This window comes from Bradyrhizobium oligotrophicum S58 (genome assembly GCF_000344805.1).
GTDB classification, from domain to species: domain Bacteria; phylum Pseudomonadota; class Alphaproteobacteria; order Rhizobiales; family Xanthobacteraceae; genus Bradyrhizobium; species Bradyrhizobium oligotrophicum.
The window spans coordinates 1,959,123-1,974,179 of sequence record NC_020453.1; the positions used below are offsets into that span (position 1 = coordinate 1,959,123).

Genomic DNA, 15,057 nt, shown 5'->3' on the forward strand with positions numbered 1-15,057 from the left:
AGTCCGGCAAACCCGTGCTCGTCCGGGCTTGCCGCCGCCCTGTGCCTCTGTCCTGTTGGTGAACTATGAGCGTCGCGTTGGCCAGTTCTTCGATTCCAAGTTCGACCAGACAGGAACCTCTCCGGGTGATGGTCGTGGACGATTCCGTCGTCATCCGCGGCATGATCTCGCGTTGGATCGCGTCTGAGCCCGATATGGTGGTGGCGGCCTCGCTGCGGACTGGCCTCGAGGCCGTGAACCAGATCGATCGCGTCAATCCCGACGTCGCCGTGCTCGACATCGAGATGCCCGAACTCGACGGCATCGCGGCGTTGCCGAAGCTGCTCGCCAAGAAGAAGAACCTTGCCGTCATCATGGCCTCCACGCTCACGCGCCGCAACGCGGAGATCAGCTTCAAGGCGCTGTCGCTCGGCGCGGCCGACTACATTCCCAAGCCCGAGAGCACGCGCGAGGCGTCGGCTGCCGACAATTTCCACTTCGACCTGATCCAGAAGATCCGAACGCTTGGCGCCAAGGCGCGCCGCACGGCTCCGGTCCCGCATGCGCCGGCGGCTCCGCATGTTCAGGAGCTGAGGCCTGCGCCGGCGCTGCGCCCCGCCGTGGCACACGCTCCGACGCCGGCAGTGTCGGCCCAGATCGCGCGCCGCTCCTTCAGCAGTCAGATGCCGAAGGTGTTGCTGATCGGATCGTCGACCGGAGGCCCGCAGGCGCTGATGTCGGTGGTCACCGAACTCGGCCCGGTCATCGACCGCTTTCCGGTGCTGATCACCCAGCACATGCCGCCGACCTTCACCACGATCCTGGCCGAGCATCTTGCACGCTCGAGCCGCCGGCCCGCCCACGAGGCCATCGATGGCGAGGTCGTCAAGCCGGGCCAGATCTATCTCGCGCCGGGTGGACGCCACATGCGCGTCGCACGTCATGGCGCCGAGGTCGTGATCGCGCTCGACAATGGTCCGCCGGTCAATTTCTGCAAGCCGGCCGTCGATCCTTTGTTCACGTCCGCCGTCGACGTCTGGCAGGGCAGCACGCTGGCCGTGATTCTGACCGGCATGGGCTCCGACGGCATGCGCGGCGGCAAGGACATCGTGGCGGCGGGCGGCAGCGTGATCGCGCAGGACGAGGCGACGAGCGTGGTCTGGGGCATGCCTGGCGCGGCCGCCAACGCCGGAATCTGCGCGGCTATCCTTCCGTTGAATCAGATTGCACCGAAGCTGGTCCGTCTGTTTGCAGGAGACCGCTCGTGACCCCTCTGGACTATGAGTTCCTGCGTAAGGTCCTGAAGGATCGTTCCGGTCTCGACCTGTCGGCGGACAAGCAATATCTGGTGGAGAGTCGGCTGCTGCCGCTGGCGCGCAGGACCAACCTGTCGGGCATCCCCGAACTGGTCCAGAAGATGAGGAGCGGCGGCGAGCAGCTCACGGGACAGGTGGTCGAAGCCATGACCACCAACGAGACGTTCTTCTTCCGCGACAAGATTCCATTCGATCATCTGCGCGATGGCATCCTGCCGGCGCTGATCCAGTCGCGGGCAAACCGCCGCACCCTGCGCATCTGGTCAGCCGCCTGCTCGACAGGCCAGGAGCCCTATTCGATCGCGATGTGCCTGCGTGAATATGGCCCGGCTCTGGCTGGCTGGCGGATCGAGATCGTCGCGACCGATCTCTCCCAGGAGGTGCTGGAGAAGTCGAAGGCCGGGCTCTACAGCCAGTTCGAGGTCCAGCGCGGGCTGCCGATCCAGCTGCTCGTCAAGTATTTCAACCAGCTCGGTGAGCTCTGGCAGCTCAGCGCCGACATCCGCGGCATGGTCCAGCATCGCCAGCTCAACCTGCTGCAGGACTTCTCGCATCTCGGCAAGTTCGACGTGATCTTCTGCCGCAACGTGCTGATCTATTTCGATCAGGAGACCAAGGCGTCGATCTTCGAGCGTCTTGCCAAGGTGATGGAGCCGGATGGGACCTTGCTGCTGGGGGCGGCGGAGTCGGTCGTCGGCATCACCGATGCCTTCAAGCCCAACCAGGAGCGGCGGGGTCTGTACCAGATCAATCCGGTCCGCAGCCCGCGCGGCGGCGCCGCGCTGCTTCCTGGCCTGAAGGTGGTCGCGGCGCGCTGATCGCGCGCCGTTCGCAAGGACCATCCCGATTCCTGGGCCGGGGCTTTTTTCCCAAGCCAAAGCTTTCGCCCTCAGACTCCTGGCGCCGCTGGTCGACGCTGGCCGGCCGTCGGCGGATCATTCGCAAACGCAAATCTTTTTCCCGAACCTGGAACCTTTTTCGTTCTGGCGCGTCGATTCACGCCTTGGTGTGGCCGAAGCGTGTTGCCGTGTTGGCAGGGGGAATGGATGAAAACGAGCGTGCGTCCTCGGATAGTGACGCGGGATCTGCCTGTCATCGCGAAATCCCCGACCGGGATCGACGGTCTCGACGAGGTCACCTTCGGCGGCCTGCCGCAGGGGCGGCCGACGCTGCTGTGCGGCGCCGCCGGCTGCGGCAAGACCCTGTTCGCCATGACATTTCTCTACAACGGCGCGGTTGCCTATGACGAGCCGGGCGTGTTCATCGCGTTCGAGGAGCAGCCCGAGGACCTGATCAAGAATGTCGGGTCGCTCAGCTACGACATCGAGAGGCTGATCGAGCAGAAGAAGATCGTCGTCGACCACATCCATCTCGATCGCAACGAGATCGAGGAGGCCGGCGACTACGATCTCGACGGACTGTTCATCCGCATCGGCTTTGCAATCGACGCGATCGGCGCCAAGCGCGTCGTGATCGATACGATCGAGACGCTGTTTGGCGGTCTCGACAACCAGGCCGTGCTGCGCTCCGAGCTGCGCCGCCTGTTCGAATGGCTGAAGAGCAAGGGCGTCACGGCGATCATCACCGGCGAGCGCGGCGACGGCACGCTGACCCGCTACGGCCTCGAAGAATACGTCGCCGACTGCGTCATCCTGCTCGACAATCGCGTCCACGACCAGCTGTCGACGCGGCGGCTGCGCGTCGTGAAGTATCGCGGCACCGCGCACGGCACCAACGAATATCCCTTCATCATCGACCAGGAAGGCATCACCGTGATGCCGATCACCTCGTCGGGTCTGTCGCATGACGCGTGGACGGAGCGGGTGTCGACCGGCATTGCCGATCTCGACGAGATGCTGGAGGGCAACGGCTACTACAAAGGGTCGAGCATTCTGATCTCCGGCATGGCCGGGGCGGGCAAATCGACGGTGTCGGCGCATTTTGCCAACTCGATCTGCAGTTCGGGGCAGCGCTGCATCTATTTCGCGATGGAAGAGTCGCCGCAGCAGATCGTACGCAACATGAAGTCGGTCGGTCTGGATTTGCAGCAATGGGTCGATCGCGGCCTGCTGCGGTTCTCGGCGCGGCGACCCAATCTGTACGGGCTGGAGACGCATCTCGCTGCGATGCATCGCGAGGTCAAGGAATTCGACCCCGCTGCGGTCGTGGTCGACCCGATCTCGGCGCTGATGGGCGCAGGGGTTGCCGGCGACGTGCATTCGATGACGCTGCGCCTCATCGATTTCCTGAAGGCGCGCGGCGTGACGGCGCTGTTCACCAATCTCGGCGCCGGCAATGCCGATACGGCCACCACCGAGATGCATATCTCCTCGCTCACCGACACCTGGCTGCTGCTCTACAATCGCGAGAGCAATGGCGAACATAATCGCCAGCTCTATCTGTTGAAGTCGCGCGGCATGGCGCATTCCAACCAGGTGCGTGAGTTCCTCATGAGCGCCAACGGGATCTCGCTGCGCGAGGTCTATGTCGGTCCGGACGGCGTGCTCACGGGATCGGCGCGGGTGGCGCAAGAGGCGAGAGATCGGGTCGATGGCCTGCTTCGTACCCAGGACATGGAGCGGCGCACGCGCGAGAACGAACGCCGCCGCCGCGACCTCGCGGCCCAGATCGAAGCGCTCAAGGCTCAGCTGGCCAACGAGGAGAGCGAGATGGATCTTGTCAACCTGGAAGGCGCTGCCCGCGAGGATCAGCGCACAGCCGCTCGCAACGCGCAGGTCGAAAGCCGTTCGGTCAGGCACGGGCCGAGCTCTACAGTCAACCCGTCGGGATCCAGCAAATGATGCCCGCCCCGATGGAACAGGATGGCTACAATCTCCGGCTCTATGTGGCTGGCCAGACGCCGAAATCACTGGCGGCTCTCGCCAACCTCAAGAAGCTCTGCGAGACGCATCTGCCGGGTCGCTATACGATCGAGGTGATCGACCTGATGAAGGATCCGGCACTCGCGCAGCGTGATCAGATCGTCGCGATACCGACCCTGATCCGTCAACTCCCCGAACCCCTCAAGCGAATCATCGGCGATCTCTCCAACGCGGAGAAGGTGCTGGTTGGTCTGGACATCGCACCGAGCTGAACGGAGGACGCGTGACTTCAAGAGACGCGCAGCAGGCCGAGCTCCGTAACGAAGCCCAGGAGACAGTCGAGGCCATTCACCGCGGCAATGTCGATGCCGTGGTGGTCCAAGGCCCGATGGGGCCCCAGGTCATCATGCTGCAGGGCGCGGACGCGCCCTATCATGTCCTGGTCGAACGGATGAGTGACGGTGCCCTGACGCTCGATGCTGATGGCAGCATCGTCTACGTCAACTCCCGGCTCTGTGCGCTCACCGGCCTCGGCGCCGGGGAGCTCGTGGGACGCAGCTTCGCTTCGCTGTTCGCGGGACCCGTGCCGCAGCAACGGGCCGACGACGCCGCGAGCGACGCGCAGCTCCGCTGCAACGAGGGCGGCGATCTGCCGGTCTCGGTCTGGATGCGGCAGATGGTGATGGGCGGCGTCGTGGCCACGCTCGTGACGTTGACCGACATGTCGATCCAGCGCCGGGCCGAAGAGGTCGCCAATGCCGAGCGTTTCGCGCGCTCGATCCTGGAGCAGGCGACCGATGCGGTCGTCGTTCTGGCGCTCGACGGCCGGATCACTCATGCGAGCTGGGTCGCCGAGCAGTTCGCGGGGCGATCCCCTGTCGGACAATTGTTTTCGGAGGCCTTCGCGCTCGACGCCGAGAGCGCCAGCCAGCAGAGCACCTTGACGCGCTTCTCGCGGGAAAGTCTCGATCAGGCGCTGGCGACCAAGCCGTTTCATGGCGTCGAGGTGCGGTTGCGCAACCAGGAGATCGCCGGGCGGTCGTTCCTGCTGTCAGGCGGGCCGCTGGTGAACGATGCCAAGGAAACGGTCGGATCCATCGTCACACTGACCGACATCACCGATCGCAAGCGCGCCGAAGAACAGCAGACGATGCTGGTCGCCGAGCTCAATCACCGCGTCAAGAACATCCTGGCCATCGTGCAATCCGTGGCCGGCCAGACGCTGCGGACCTCGCCCTCGCTGCAGGCCTTCAACAAGGCGTTTTCCGGCCGCATCCAGGCGGTTTCGATCGCGCACGACATCCTGACCCAGACACGATGGATCGGCATCGGGTTCAACGAGCTGCTCACCACCGTACTGGCGGCCTATGGCGTTGGGGAGGGCCGCATCGTCATCGACGGCCCGCCGGTCCTGCTGGAGGCGCGGCTGGTGCTGCCGCTCTCGATGGTGCTGCATGAGCTCGCGACCAACGCGTCGAAATATGGTGCGCTGTCTGTGCCGTTCGGTGAAGTCACGATTTCCTGGCGGCTGAGCGACGATCGCCGCAGGCTGGTGCTGGTCTGGCTGGAGCGCGGCGGGCCTGTGATCGAAGGCGGCGGATCTCGTGGCTTCGGCACCAAGCTGATCGATCGCGTCGTGCGCTTCGACCTCGATGGGGAGGCCGTCCTGGACTTCGAACCCGCTGGAATCCGCGTCAAGCTGACGTTTGCGCTGACGGCAGAGACGACGCCAGAACATCTGCCCGCGTCGGCCGTGCAGCCGGACTAATTCTTCATCGCGGCAGAAACGTGCTTTCGCACATCGCGCGCAATGCGTGCTCGTCGAGTGGTTTGGCCAGCCGCGGCAGGCTCCGGAACTCCGGCGGGAACAGGGTCGCATCGTCATAGCCGGAGGTGATGACGATCTTCAGATCGAGTGCGATGAGCTGCCGCAGGATCGCGAAGATCTGCTCGCCGCGCAGATTGACGTCGAGCAGCGCGCCGTCGAGGTTGCCACGCTCCGCCTCGCGCAACACCTCTGCCACGCGCGACACCGGCCCGATCACCTCGCAACCGAAGCCCTGCAGCACCGTCTCGAGCTCAAGCGCGATCAGCCCCTCGTCTTCGGCGACCAGGATCCGCAAGCCTTCGAGCTGAGTGGTGTCTGCCGCCATGCCCCATATCCGGTCGCCGCCGCGTCCAGGAGTTCCGTCCTCTCGTTCTATCTAACCATCCCGGGCGGCGTGTCGAGCCGTTTTCGATCCGGCTCGTTAACAAGCTACAGGATGGCGTGCGGCAAAAAGCGCGAGCGGTTGCCCGTGATCGGGGTCGCGTCCTCGCGGATCGAGAGGCCGCAGGGCGCATGCGCCACGAGCCAGCTGCCGATCACCGGGAACACGCCGCCGAAATCCGGCAGCGGCGCCAGCGCCTGGCGGATGAATCCCTCGGCGCCGTAGGGCCCGTCCTGGGCCGAGACGGCAACGCCATCCGAGACTAGGCTGACATTGGCGCCTTCGCGCGAGTAGATCGGCTTGCGCACGAAGCTCGGGCCGAGACCGGCGGCTTTCGGATCGTCCTCGAAATAGGCCGGCAGCAGGTTGGGATGGCCTTCGAACATCTGCCAGAGCAGCGGCAGGATGCCCTTGTTGGACAGGATGGCCTTCCAGGGCGGCTCCAGCCATTGCGTCGGCGCGTTCGCCAGCTTGGCGCCGAAGGCGTCGTGGAACATCCACTCCCACGGATAGAGCTTGAACGCGAGCGCGATGTCGTGGCCATCGAGATCGACGAAGCCGCCGCCATCGTCGCGCCAGCCGATGTCGGCGATGTCGAGCTGTGTCGTCGACAAGCCGGCCTGTGCTGCGGTGTCGGCCAGATAGGCCAGGGTGGTGGCATCCTCGGCGTCGGCGGTGAGACCCGTCAGATGGACCGGGCGCCTGTCGCCGAGTTCACGCCAACGCGCGATCAACCGCTCATGGATCGAGTTGTACTGGTCCGCACGGCCGGGGAGGATGCGGCGCTCGATCGCCTGCTCGAGCCAGGTCCATTGGAATACGGCGGCCTCGAAGATCGAGGTCGGCGTGTCGGCGTTGTATTCGAGCAGCTTGGCCGGCGCGCGGCCGCCTTGAAAGCTGAGGTCGAGCCGGCCGTAGAGGCTGCCGTCCTTGCGTCGCCAGCTGTCCGCGAGCAGCGGCCATGACGCCTCCGGGATCTTCAGCCGGTGCAGCAGCGTCTCGTCATCGACGACGCGGCTGACGAGCTCGAGGCACATCTGCTCGATCTCGCCGGTCGGCTCCTCGATGCCCAGCTCGATCTCGGCGATCGTGAACGCGTAGTAGGCGCGCTCGTCCCAGTAGCGCTCACCGTCGGGTTCGGAGAAGTCGAAGCCGCACTGCGCCGCCGTCTCCCGCCAGTCGTCGCGCTCCGGGCAGGGGATGCGCTGCATGTCCGCTAGCCGCCGGCATGGCCATGCATGCCGCGCCCGTGAAAGCGGTGCACAGCATGGCCGAAGCCGCCATGGACGGCGCGGCAATGCAGTCGGCCGCGTGGTCCGGGCACGGGTTCGAGCCCAGGACCGCACGATCGCTTGCGTGAGAAACCCATGGAGACGGTGGCGATCGCCGCAGTCCCCATCATCGTCAGCACCACGCGGCGCGAACGTTTCATCGGCTCAACCCCGATCAGTCGGCAGGCCAGTTTTTTATGATTTTCAGTCTGTGTCAAAGATCCGAATCCAACAAACCTCACAAAGGCGGTGTTTTCGCGGCGACGACGGGACGGAAATCAGCCGCCGCGTCCGAAGCCGAATGCGTGCGCGAAGCCGCCGAAGCCGCCGCGCGAGACGTGGGTGGACGAGACTTGGGCCGAGGAGGCGTCGGCGACATGCGTGGAGGACGCGCGGCTCGTCTCGGAGTCGCTGCTCGAAAATCCCCAGCGGCCGGCGCCGCCGCTGCCGCTGCTACCACTGCCGCCCGACCGACGCGTCGTGCAGTCGGTCGTCTGCGGCTGGGCGGCCACCCCCGGCACGTCGGTGCCCGGCTGCGGGCAGCTCTGCTGGCGCGGCATCAGCGCATAGGCGCTGCCGCCGACGGCGAGCGTGCCCATCAGCAACAGCGCGACATGGCCGGAGCGCTTCACCGGCGGGGTCGCCGGAGGTGGCGGCATCGGCCTGCGCTTGCCGAATTCGGGGCGGTGCTCGGCCATGGTCAGATGATCATCGAGGCGGCGTTGAGCGCGCCGGCGGAGAGTGAGGCGAGCCCGAGCCAGATTGCGGAGGCCAACTCGCCGGCGACGATGCGCTGGGCGAGGTCCGGCACCGGGATGCGCACGAGATAATAGACGATCACCTGGACGATCAGCGCCACCAGCGCCCAGATCAGGCAGTCCAGCACGTTGGCCGAATGGGCGATGGCGCTGACCAGCGGCAGCGTGAAGCCGAGCAGGCTGAGGCCCAGCGCAATGGCGGCCGAGGGGTGATTGTCCCGGATCAGCTGGAATTCATTGTACGGCGTGACGCGGGTATAGATGAACAGGTACGCCGTCACCGCGAACAAGGCGGTACAGAAATACACCAGAAAGGCCGGCAGGCCGGCGAGCGATTGCAGGATCATGTTGGGGCCTGACACGTGGAGCCTTCATCTGTCGCGGCGCCAGCATGCCCGGTTCGACGTGAACGAAGTCTATGCGTCCCGGCTCTGATCGAGCTCAGTGTGATCGAGCTTGGCCTGGTCCAGCATCTGCAGCACGGAGTCACCGGTCTTGCGGGTATGGTCGCTGAGCGCCTGCGCGAAGCCGGCGGCGTCGCGGGCTCGCAGCAGAGCCATGAACGCTTCGTGCTCCCCGAGCGACTCGTCCCAGCGGCGCGCGTCGTAATTGGCGACCGCACGGGCGCGAAACACGCTCGCATGCAGGGTGCTCCACATGTTGAACAGCACGCTGTTGCCGGCGAGCCTGGTGATCTCCGCGTGGATCTGCTGGTTGAGCCGGAAATAGGCGGCGCGCTCGGCCGCGTGATGCAGCGCCACCAGTTCGGCATGCAGGGCGTCGAGCCTTGCAATGTCGTCAGCCGTTGCACGCGCGGCCGCGGCTCGGCCGGCGGCGGCATCGAGCGCGACCATCACGTCGAAGATCTCCGCGATCTCGCTTGCGTCGATCGGCGTTACGACAGGCGTGCGGTGCGGCCGCAGCTCGATCAGCCCCTCGGCCGCCAGGATCTTGAACGCCTCGCGCAGCGGCGTGCGCGACACGCCGAAGGTCTCGCACAACATGCGCTCGGGCAGGGCAGCGCCGGCGGCGAGTTCGCCGTCGATGATCATCTCGCGCACCCTGGCGACGAGCTGATCGTGCAGCGACAGCCGCGCCAGCGGTCGCGTGGACTGGTCGGATGACAGCTTCAGCCGCGCCGGCTTGAAGCGCGTCTTCAATCGGGGTCGTGGTGCGGTTGTGGTCATGCGCGCTGCGGCGGCTCCGCTGCGAGATGCCTGAAATTCGGGCGGAGCGCCCGCGGATCAGGCAAATCATCCAATATATTTGTATCATTACATACTGATTTTACTTGCTAAAATCAATATTGCATATCGCATCCAATTGGCATGTGGCTTGCTGATGATACGGCTGAGCCCATGGATCGACCTGCCCTGGAGATGGATGTGAAACGTTTCGTGCTCCCCATTCTTGCCCTGCTCGCGCTGGCGTTGCCCACGCTCAGCCTTGCCGAGGACGCGCCGAAGATCAAACTCGGCTACGCCAAATGCGCGCATTGCACGCCGATGTCGCTGACGCCGCAGTTTGCGGAAGGCGTCACCATCGACGCGGTGGGATTCAACACCGGCACCGACGCGCTGACCGCGCTGGTCTCGAAGAACATCGACGTCGCCCAGGTCACCTATCTGCATTACGCCATCGCGCTCGACAAAGGCTTCGACGTCGTCGCCATCTCCGGCCAGGTCAATGGCGGCTCGGCGATCCTGCTCGGCAACGATCTCGAGATCGCGCCGGGCGATTGGGGCGCGCTGAAGGCGCTGATCGCGAAGTACAAGGCCGACGGCAAGCCGTTCCGCGTCGCCGCCTCGCGCGGCAATGCGCAGGACATCCACATGCGCGGCGCCTTCGCCAAGCAGGGCATCGACATCAACAAGGACGTGCAGTTCATCAACATCCCGAACCCGTCGGATCATCTGCAGGCGCTGCGCCGCGGCGAGGTCGAGCTGATCTGCACGGTGGAGCCGTTCGCGACCCAGATCATGCAGGCCAAGGCGGCGAAGTTCTTCGGCTTCCCCTATGACCAGGCGGCCGGCAAGCTCACCAACCTGATCCTGACCCGCTCCGACGTCATCGCGTCGAATCCGAAGGCGCTGGAGGGCGTGGTCCGCGCCGTCGTCAAGGTCGACGCGCACATTGCCGCCGACAAGCCCGCGCTGATCGAGGTCATCTCCAAGGTCACTGGCCTCGACAAGGCGATCGCGACCGGCGCCGTCGAGAACCTCGATCCCGATCCGAAGATGTATCGCGCCTCGGCGCTCGCCATCGCCACCATGATGCGCGACCTGAAATACATCAACTCGGACGTGTCAGCCGCGGTCGAGAAGAACCTCGACTACCGCTTCCTGGAAGCCGCCACCGGCAAGCCGAAGACCGAGCTCGGCTACTGAGATGATGGCGCTCGCCCAGCTGCGCAAGCTCGACCGCTATATCGTGCCGGTGCTCGTGCTCGCCGGCTGGGAAGCATTCTCACGCTCCGGCGCGCTGCCGGCGGCGCTGCTGCCGGCGCCATCGACCGTGGTCTGGGCGTGGGCGGACTGGCTGGTCGGCACCGACGGCAACACCCAGACCTATAGCGGCCATTGGCTGGCCGACATGCTGGCGAGCCTGTCGCGGGTCGCGGCGGGCTTTGCCATCGCCACGCTGCTCGGCGTCTCCATCGGCGTCGCCATCGGCTGGTCGCGCAAGATCGAGGTCGTGATCGAGCCGACGTTGCAGATGATCAGGCCGATCCCGCCGGTGTCGTGGATCCCGCTCGCCATCATCTGGTTCGGCATCGCCAACAAGCCGGCGATCTTCCTGGTGTTCCTCGGCGCGTTCTTCCCGATCCTGCTCAACACCATCCATGGCGTGAAGACCTGCGACCGCAATCTCATCCGCGCCGGCGCGATGGTCGGCGGCAGCGAGCGCAAGCTCTTGCGCTACATCGTCGTGCCGGCGGCGATGCCGAGCATCTTTGCCGGACTGCGCATCGGCATCGGCTCGGCCTGGATGCTGACGGTGACGGCGGAGATGGTTGCGGTCAAGAGTGGCCTCGGCTACGTGCTGTGGGACAGCTACTACTTCCTGCGCTACGATCTGGTGCTGGCGGCGATGGCGAGCATCGGCCTGCTCGGCTTCTGCAGCGACCTCGCCATCCGCTTCGTGATGGCGCGCGTGCTGCACTGGCAGCGCAACACCACTTTGCGCGGCGGAGAGTAGACATGGCGACGATCGAAATTTCGCACGTCTCAAAAATCTTCACCGACAAGAAGCGCAACGCCGACGTGACAGCGCTCGCCGATATCAGCCTCGGCATCGCGCGCAACGAGTTCGTCTGCCTGCTCGGCCCCTCCGGCTGCGGCAAGTCGACCTTGCTCAACATGATCGCCGGCTTCGAGCAGCCGAGCGTGGGCAGCATCACGGTCGATGGTGAGAGGATCACCGCGCCCGGCGCCGATCGCGGCGTCGTGTTCCAGCACGCCAATCTGATGCCGTGGCTGCCGGTGTGGGAGAACGTCGCCTTTCATCTGCTGCTTGCCGGCGGCCAGAAGGCCGAGCGCCGCGCCCGGGCGCAGACCTATATCGACATGGTCGGCCTCACCGGATTCGAGAACCATTATCCTTCGGAGCTGTCCGGCGGCATGAACCAGCGCGTCGGCATCGCCCGGGCGCTGCTGATGAATCCGCAAGTGATCCTGATGGACGAGCCGTTCGGCGCGCTGGACGAGCAGACCCGCATGGACATGCAGACCGAGCTGGTACGAATCTGGCAGCAGCACCAGGGCACGATCGCGTTCGTCACCCACGGGATCGACGAGGCGCTGACCTTGGGCACGCATGTCGCCGTCATGAGCGCGCGGCCGGGGCGCATCGTCGAGATCATCCCGATCGATCTGCCGCGGCCGCGGGATATCACCAGCCCACAGTTCAACGCGCTGAAGCGGCATATTCTCGCGCTGCTGCGCGGCGAGCGGGCGTCATTCCAGCAGGCCGGACAGGAAGAGCGGGTATGATGCTGGTCCCGTCGCTCCTTGTCGACCTCTGCACATCGGATCCGAGCTCTCGCCACCTCAATAGTGCGCCCCCTCTCCCGCTTGCGGGGGAGCGTTGGGGTGGGGGCGCCGCACGACGCGCTGCCCGTGCGGAGAGACTTCCCCCACCCGGATCGCATCTGCGACGCGATCCGGCCTCCCCCGCAAGCGGGGGAGGCTTTCCCGATCGCCATCTGCGTTCGAACGAGGCCGTTCACCAATGACCAAACGCACCCGCCTCGGCATGCTGACGCCGTCGTCGAACACGGCGCTGGAGCCGATCACCTCGGCGATGGTCTCGGACCTGCAGAACGTCTCCGCGCATTTCTCGCGGTTCAAGGTCACCGAGATCGCGCTCTCCACGGACGCGCTCGCGCAGTTCGATACCTCGAATATCCTGCGCGCCGCGGAGCTGCTGGCGCATGCCAAGGTCGACGTCATCGGCTGGAACGGCACCTCCTCAGGCTGGCTCGGATTCGAGACCGACGTGAAGCTATGCGAGCAGATCACCGCGGCCACCGGCATCCCCGCGACCACCTCGATGCTGGCGCTGAACGAGGTCCTGGCGACGTCGAAGGCCACGACGCTCGGCCTCGTCACGCCCTATCGCGACGACGTCCAGGCGAAGATCATCGCCAACTACGAGACGCTCGGCATCGCCTGCCGCGGCGACCGGCACCTCAATTTGCAGGACAATTTTTCCTTCGCCGAGGTCACGCCGGCCGCGATCGAGACCATGATCCGCGAGGTCGCGCGCGAGAAGCCGGATGCGATCGCGGTGGTGTGCACCAACATGCGGGCCGCGCCGCTGGTCGCGCGCCTGGAGCTCGAGACCGGCATTCCGATTCTCGACACCATCGCCACCGTGGTATGGAAATCGTTGAAACTGGCAGGGGTCGATATCAGCGGCGTCAGCGAGTGGGGCTCGCTGTTTCATAAGTTCGCTTGAGATTGGGAGACCGCATCACATGGCTGCATTCGACACCGTCATCCACAACGGCACCGTCGCTACCGCGAGCGATACGTTCAAAGCCGACGTCGCCATCAAGCAGGGCCGCATCGTGGGGATCGGCGAGGCCCTCACCGACGCCGACGAGATCGTCGACGCCACGGGCCTGCTGGTGCTGCCGGGCGGCATCGACAGCCACGTCCATATCAGCCAGCCCTCCGGCCCCGGCATCGTCATGGCCGACGATTTCGAGAGCGCCACGCGGGCCGCGGCGTTCGGCGGCAACACTTTCGTGATGCCGTATTGCCTGCAGGAGAAGGGCCAGCCGCTGCGCGCGGCGCTGAAGGATTATCACGCGCTCGCCGACCGGGCCTGCTATATCGACCACTCCTTCCACCTCATCATCGCCGATCCCTCCGACTCGGTGCTCGGGCAGGAGCTGCCGGCGCTGGTCGCCGACGGCTATTCGTCGCTGAAGATCTTCATGACCTATGAGGGGCTCGCGCTCAGCGATTACGAGATCCTCGGCGTGCTGCAGGTCGCACGCGAGCAGGGCGCCCTGGTGCAGATCCACGCCGAGAATTACGACGCCATCCGCTTCCTCACCGACCGGCTGGAGCGCGCCGGCAAGATCGCGCCGTATTATCACGGCCAGTCGCGGCCGATTGCCGTCGAGCGCGAGGCCACGCATCGCGCGATCTCGCTGGCCGAGCTGATCGACGTGCCGATCGTGATCGTCCACGTCTCCAACCGCGAGGCGATGGAGGAGATCAGACGGGCGCAGATGCGGGGCCTGAAGATCCATGGCGAGACCTGCCCGCAATATCTGGTGCTGACGGAAGACGACATGCAGGGGCTCAACATGGAAGGCGCCAAATATGTCTGCTCGCCGCCGCCGCGTGATCACGCGAGCCAGGAGGCGTGCTGGGAGGGGCTGCAACAGGGCGTGTTCTCGCTGTTCTCGTCGGACCACTGCCCGTTCCGCTATGACGACGAGGCCGGCAAGCTGACGCCGAAGGGCCGCACCAGCTTCCGCTGGGTGCCGAACGGCATCCCCGGCGTCGAGACGCGGCTGCCGATCCTGTTCTCCGAAGGCGTCGGCAAGGGCCGCATCACGCTGAACCAGTTCGTCGCCTTCACCGCGACCAACCACGCCAAGACCTACGGCTTGAAGAACAAGGGCTCGATCGCGATCGGCTACGACGCCGACATCGCGCTGTGGGATCCGAACAAGACCGCCAGGATCAGCCAGGCCGGCCTGCACCACGGCTCGGACTACACGCCCTATGAAGGCATCGAGATCACCGGCTGGCCGGTCGCCACCATGCTGCGCGGGAAGTTCGTGGTGCGTGACGGCCAACTGCTCGGCGCCAAAGGCGACGGCCGCTACGTCACCCGCGGCAAGCCGGGCGCCGTGGCATAAGCCACGCTCTCTCCACCCGTCATCGCGAGCGCAGCGACGCGATCCAGAGTCGTGGACGGGACCCTGGATTGCTTCGCTGCGCTCGCAATGACGCGGGGATAGATCGCGGCAAGAGTCGCTATCGGTTGATCCTTAGCTCCCGCTGCAGCGGCGGTACGCAGCCTCTCCTGCTCTTGTCCGCCTTAACTCGAAGAGCAAGGCTCGTTGCGGCGTTGTGAAGAACGGGAGAGGGAGCGCTGCGCCATTGAGGTGCGAGCGTTGCGCGGCTCGCTCGGTGTACCTCGCCCCGCCAGGGCGAAGCGAAGCTTCGCTAGGGCGG

Annotated in this window: 16 protein-coding genes; 10 read left to right on the forward strand and 6 right to left on the reverse strand. The window is 65.5% G+C overall.

Features of this window, described 5'->3' with window-relative positions; all coding sequences use genetic code 11:
- Positions 1-65: 65 nt before the first annotated feature.
- The 5 genes from S58_RS08375 (at position 66) to S58_RS08395 (ending at position 5,885) form a co-directional block, all read left to right on the forward strand.
- Positions 66-1,247, forward strand: coding sequence for a protein-glutamate methylesterase/protein-glutamine glutaminase (locus S58_RS08375; RefSeq protein ID WP_042338995.1), 1,182 nt, complete (start codon positions 66-68; stop codon positions 1,245-1,247).
- Positions 1,244-2,113, forward strand: a complete 870-nt coding sequence (locus S58_RS08380; RefSeq protein ID WP_015664845.1) for a CheR family methyltransferase — start codon at positions 1,244-1,246, stop codon at positions 2,111-2,113. The genes S58_RS08375 and S58_RS08380 overlap by 4 nt, the downstream gene beginning before the upstream one ends.
- A gap of 228 nt (positions 2,114-2,341) precedes the next feature.
- Positions 2,342-4,096, forward strand: a complete 1,755-nt coding sequence (gene kaiC, locus S58_RS08385; protein WP_042338997.1) for a circadian clock protein KaiC — start codon at positions 2,342-2,344, stop codon at positions 4,094-4,096.
- Positions 4,093-4,389 carry a circadian clock KaiB family protein gene (locus S58_RS08390; RefSeq protein WP_042339000.1) on the forward strand — a complete coding sequence of 99 codons (297 nt, stop codon included), beginning with the start codon at positions 4,093-4,095 and terminating at the stop codon, positions 4,387-4,389. The genes kaiC and S58_RS08390 overlap by 4 nt, the downstream gene beginning before the upstream one ends.
- Before the next feature lie 11 nt (positions 4,390-4,400).
- The gene (locus S58_RS08395) at positions 4,401-5,885 is read left to right on the forward strand and encodes a sensor histidine kinase (protein WP_015664848.1); all 1,485 of its coding nucleotides are present in this window, start codon (positions 4,401-4,403) and stop codon (positions 5,883-5,885) included.
- Between the two features lie 4 nt (positions 5,886-5,889).
- Here S58_RS08395 and S58_RS08400 read toward each other — a convergent pair whose 3' ends face one another.
- The 6 genes from S58_RS08400 to S58_RS08420 all read right to left on the reverse strand — a co-directional run bounded on the left by S58_RS08400 (position 5,890) and on the right by S58_RS08420 (position 9,543).
- On the reverse strand, positions 5,890-6,270 hold the full coding sequence (locus S58_RS08400; protein WP_015664849.1) for a response regulator: 381 nt from the start codon (positions 6,268-6,270) through the stop codon (positions 5,890-5,892).
- A 104-nt stretch (positions 6,271-6,374) separates the two neighbouring features.
- Positions 6,375-7,538, reverse strand: a complete 1,164-nt coding sequence (locus tag S58_RS08405) for a glutathionylspermidine synthase family protein (protein ID WP_015664850.1) — start codon at positions 7,536-7,538, stop codon at positions 6,375-6,377.
- Positions 7,539-7,543: 5 nt separating this feature from the next.
- The gene (locus tag S58_RS36255; RefSeq protein ID WP_083938538.1) at positions 7,544-7,759 is read right to left on the reverse strand and encodes a hypothetical protein; all 216 of its coding nucleotides are present in this window, start codon (positions 7,757-7,759) and stop codon (positions 7,544-7,546) included.
- A 117-nt stretch (positions 7,760-7,876) separates the two neighbouring features.
- On the reverse strand, positions 7,877-8,296 hold the full coding sequence (locus tag S58_RS08410) for a hypothetical protein (RefSeq protein WP_015664851.1): 420 nt from the start codon (positions 8,294-8,296) through the stop codon (positions 7,877-7,879).
- Between the two features lie 2 nt (positions 8,297-8,298).
- A complete protein-coding gene (locus S58_RS08415) occupies positions 8,299-8,703 on the reverse strand; it encodes a DUF350 domain-containing protein (RefSeq protein WP_042339002.1) in 405 nt (134 codons plus the stop codon).
- Positions 8,704-8,772: 69 nt separating this feature from the next.
- The gene (locus S58_RS08420; RefSeq protein ID WP_042339005.1) at positions 8,773-9,543 is read right to left on the reverse strand and encodes a GntR family transcriptional regulator; all 771 of its coding nucleotides are present in this window, start codon (positions 9,541-9,543) and stop codon (positions 8,773-8,775) included.
- Positions 9,544-9,735: 192 nt separating this feature from the next.
- Between S58_RS08420 and S58_RS08425 the strand changes: the two genes are divergently transcribed.
- From S58_RS08425 to hydA, 5 genes are all read left to right on the forward strand, one after another.
- On the forward strand, positions 9,736-10,743 hold the full coding sequence (locus S58_RS08425; protein ID WP_042339007.1) for an ABC transporter substrate-binding protein: 1,008 nt from the start codon (positions 9,736-9,738) through the stop codon (positions 10,741-10,743).
- Between the two features lies 1 nt (position 10,744).
- Positions 10,745-11,554: an ABC transporter permease gene (locus S58_RS08430; protein ID WP_015664855.1), complete on the forward strand. Its 810-nt coding sequence runs from the start codon at positions 10,745-10,747 to the stop codon at positions 11,552-11,554.
- A 2-nt stretch (positions 11,555-11,556) separates the two neighbouring features.
- Positions 11,557-12,348: an ABC transporter ATP-binding protein gene (locus S58_RS08435; RefSeq protein WP_015664856.1), complete on the forward strand. Its 792-nt coding sequence runs from the start codon at positions 11,557-11,559 to the stop codon at positions 12,346-12,348.
- A 238-nt stretch (positions 12,349-12,586) separates the two neighbouring features.
- On the forward strand, positions 12,587-13,315 hold the full coding sequence (locus S58_RS08440; RefSeq protein ID WP_015664857.1) for a maleate cis-trans isomerase family protein: 729 nt from the start codon (positions 12,587-12,589) through the stop codon (positions 13,313-13,315).
- 19 nt (positions 13,316-13,334) lie between these two features.
- Entirely contained in the window at positions 13,335-14,738 is a 1,404-nt protein-coding gene (gene hydA / locus S58_RS08445; RefSeq protein ID WP_015664858.1) for a dihydropyrimidinase, read from the forward strand.
- Positions 14,739-15,057 lie beyond the last annotated feature (319 nt).

Coding starts and splice junctions, on each gene's coding strand:
- hydA (WP_015664858.1), top strand. CDS start 13,335: ATGGCTGCATTCGACACCGTCATCCACAACGGCACCGTCGCTACCGCG.
- S58_RS08405 (WP_015664850.1), bottom strand. CDS start 7,538: ATGCAGCGCATCCCCTGCCCGGAGCGCGACGACTGGCGGGAGACGGCG.
- S58_RS08430 (WP_015664855.1), top strand. CDS start 10,745: ATGATGGCGCTCGCCCAGCTGCGCAAGCTCGACCGCTATATCGTGCCG.
- S58_RS08415 (WP_042339002.1), bottom strand. CDS start 8,703: ATGATCCTGCAATCGCTCGCCGGCCTGCCGGCCTTTCTGGTGTATTTC.
- S58_RS08425 (WP_042339007.1), top strand. CDS start 9,736: ATGGATGTGAAACGTTTCGTGCTCCCCATTCTTGCCCTGCTCGCGCTG.
- kaiC (WP_042338997.1), top strand. CDS start 2,342: ATGAAAACGAGCGTGCGTCCTCGGATAGTGACGCGGGATCTGCCTGTC.
- S58_RS08410 (WP_015664851.1), bottom strand. CDS start 8,296: ATGGCCGAGCACCGCCCCGAATTCGGCAAGCGCAGGCCGATGCCGCCA.
- S58_RS08420 (WP_042339005.1), bottom strand. CDS start 9,543: ATGACCACAACCGCACCACGACCCCGATTGAAGACGCGCTTCAAGCCG.
- S58_RS08440 (WP_015664857.1), top strand. CDS start 12,587: ATGACCAAACGCACCCGCCTCGGCATGCTGACGCCGTCGTCGAACACG.
- S58_RS08390 (WP_042339000.1), top strand. CDS start 4,093: ATGATGCCCGCCCCGATGGAACAGGATGGCTACAATCTCCGGCTCTAT.
- S58_RS08435 (WP_015664856.1), top strand. CDS start 11,557: ATGGCGACGATCGAAATTTCGCACGTCTCAAAAATCTTCACCGACAAG.
- S58_RS36255 (WP_083938538.1), bottom strand. CDS start 7,759: ATGAAACGTTCGCGCCGCGTGGTGCTGACGATGATGGGGACTGCGGCG.
- S58_RS08375 (WP_042338995.1), top strand. CDS start 66: ATGAGCGTCGCGTTGGCCAGTTCTTCGATTCCAAGTTCGACCAGACAG.
- S58_RS08400 (WP_015664849.1), bottom strand. CDS start 6,270: ATGGCGGCAGACACCACTCAGCTCGAAGGCTTGCGGATCCTGGTCGCC.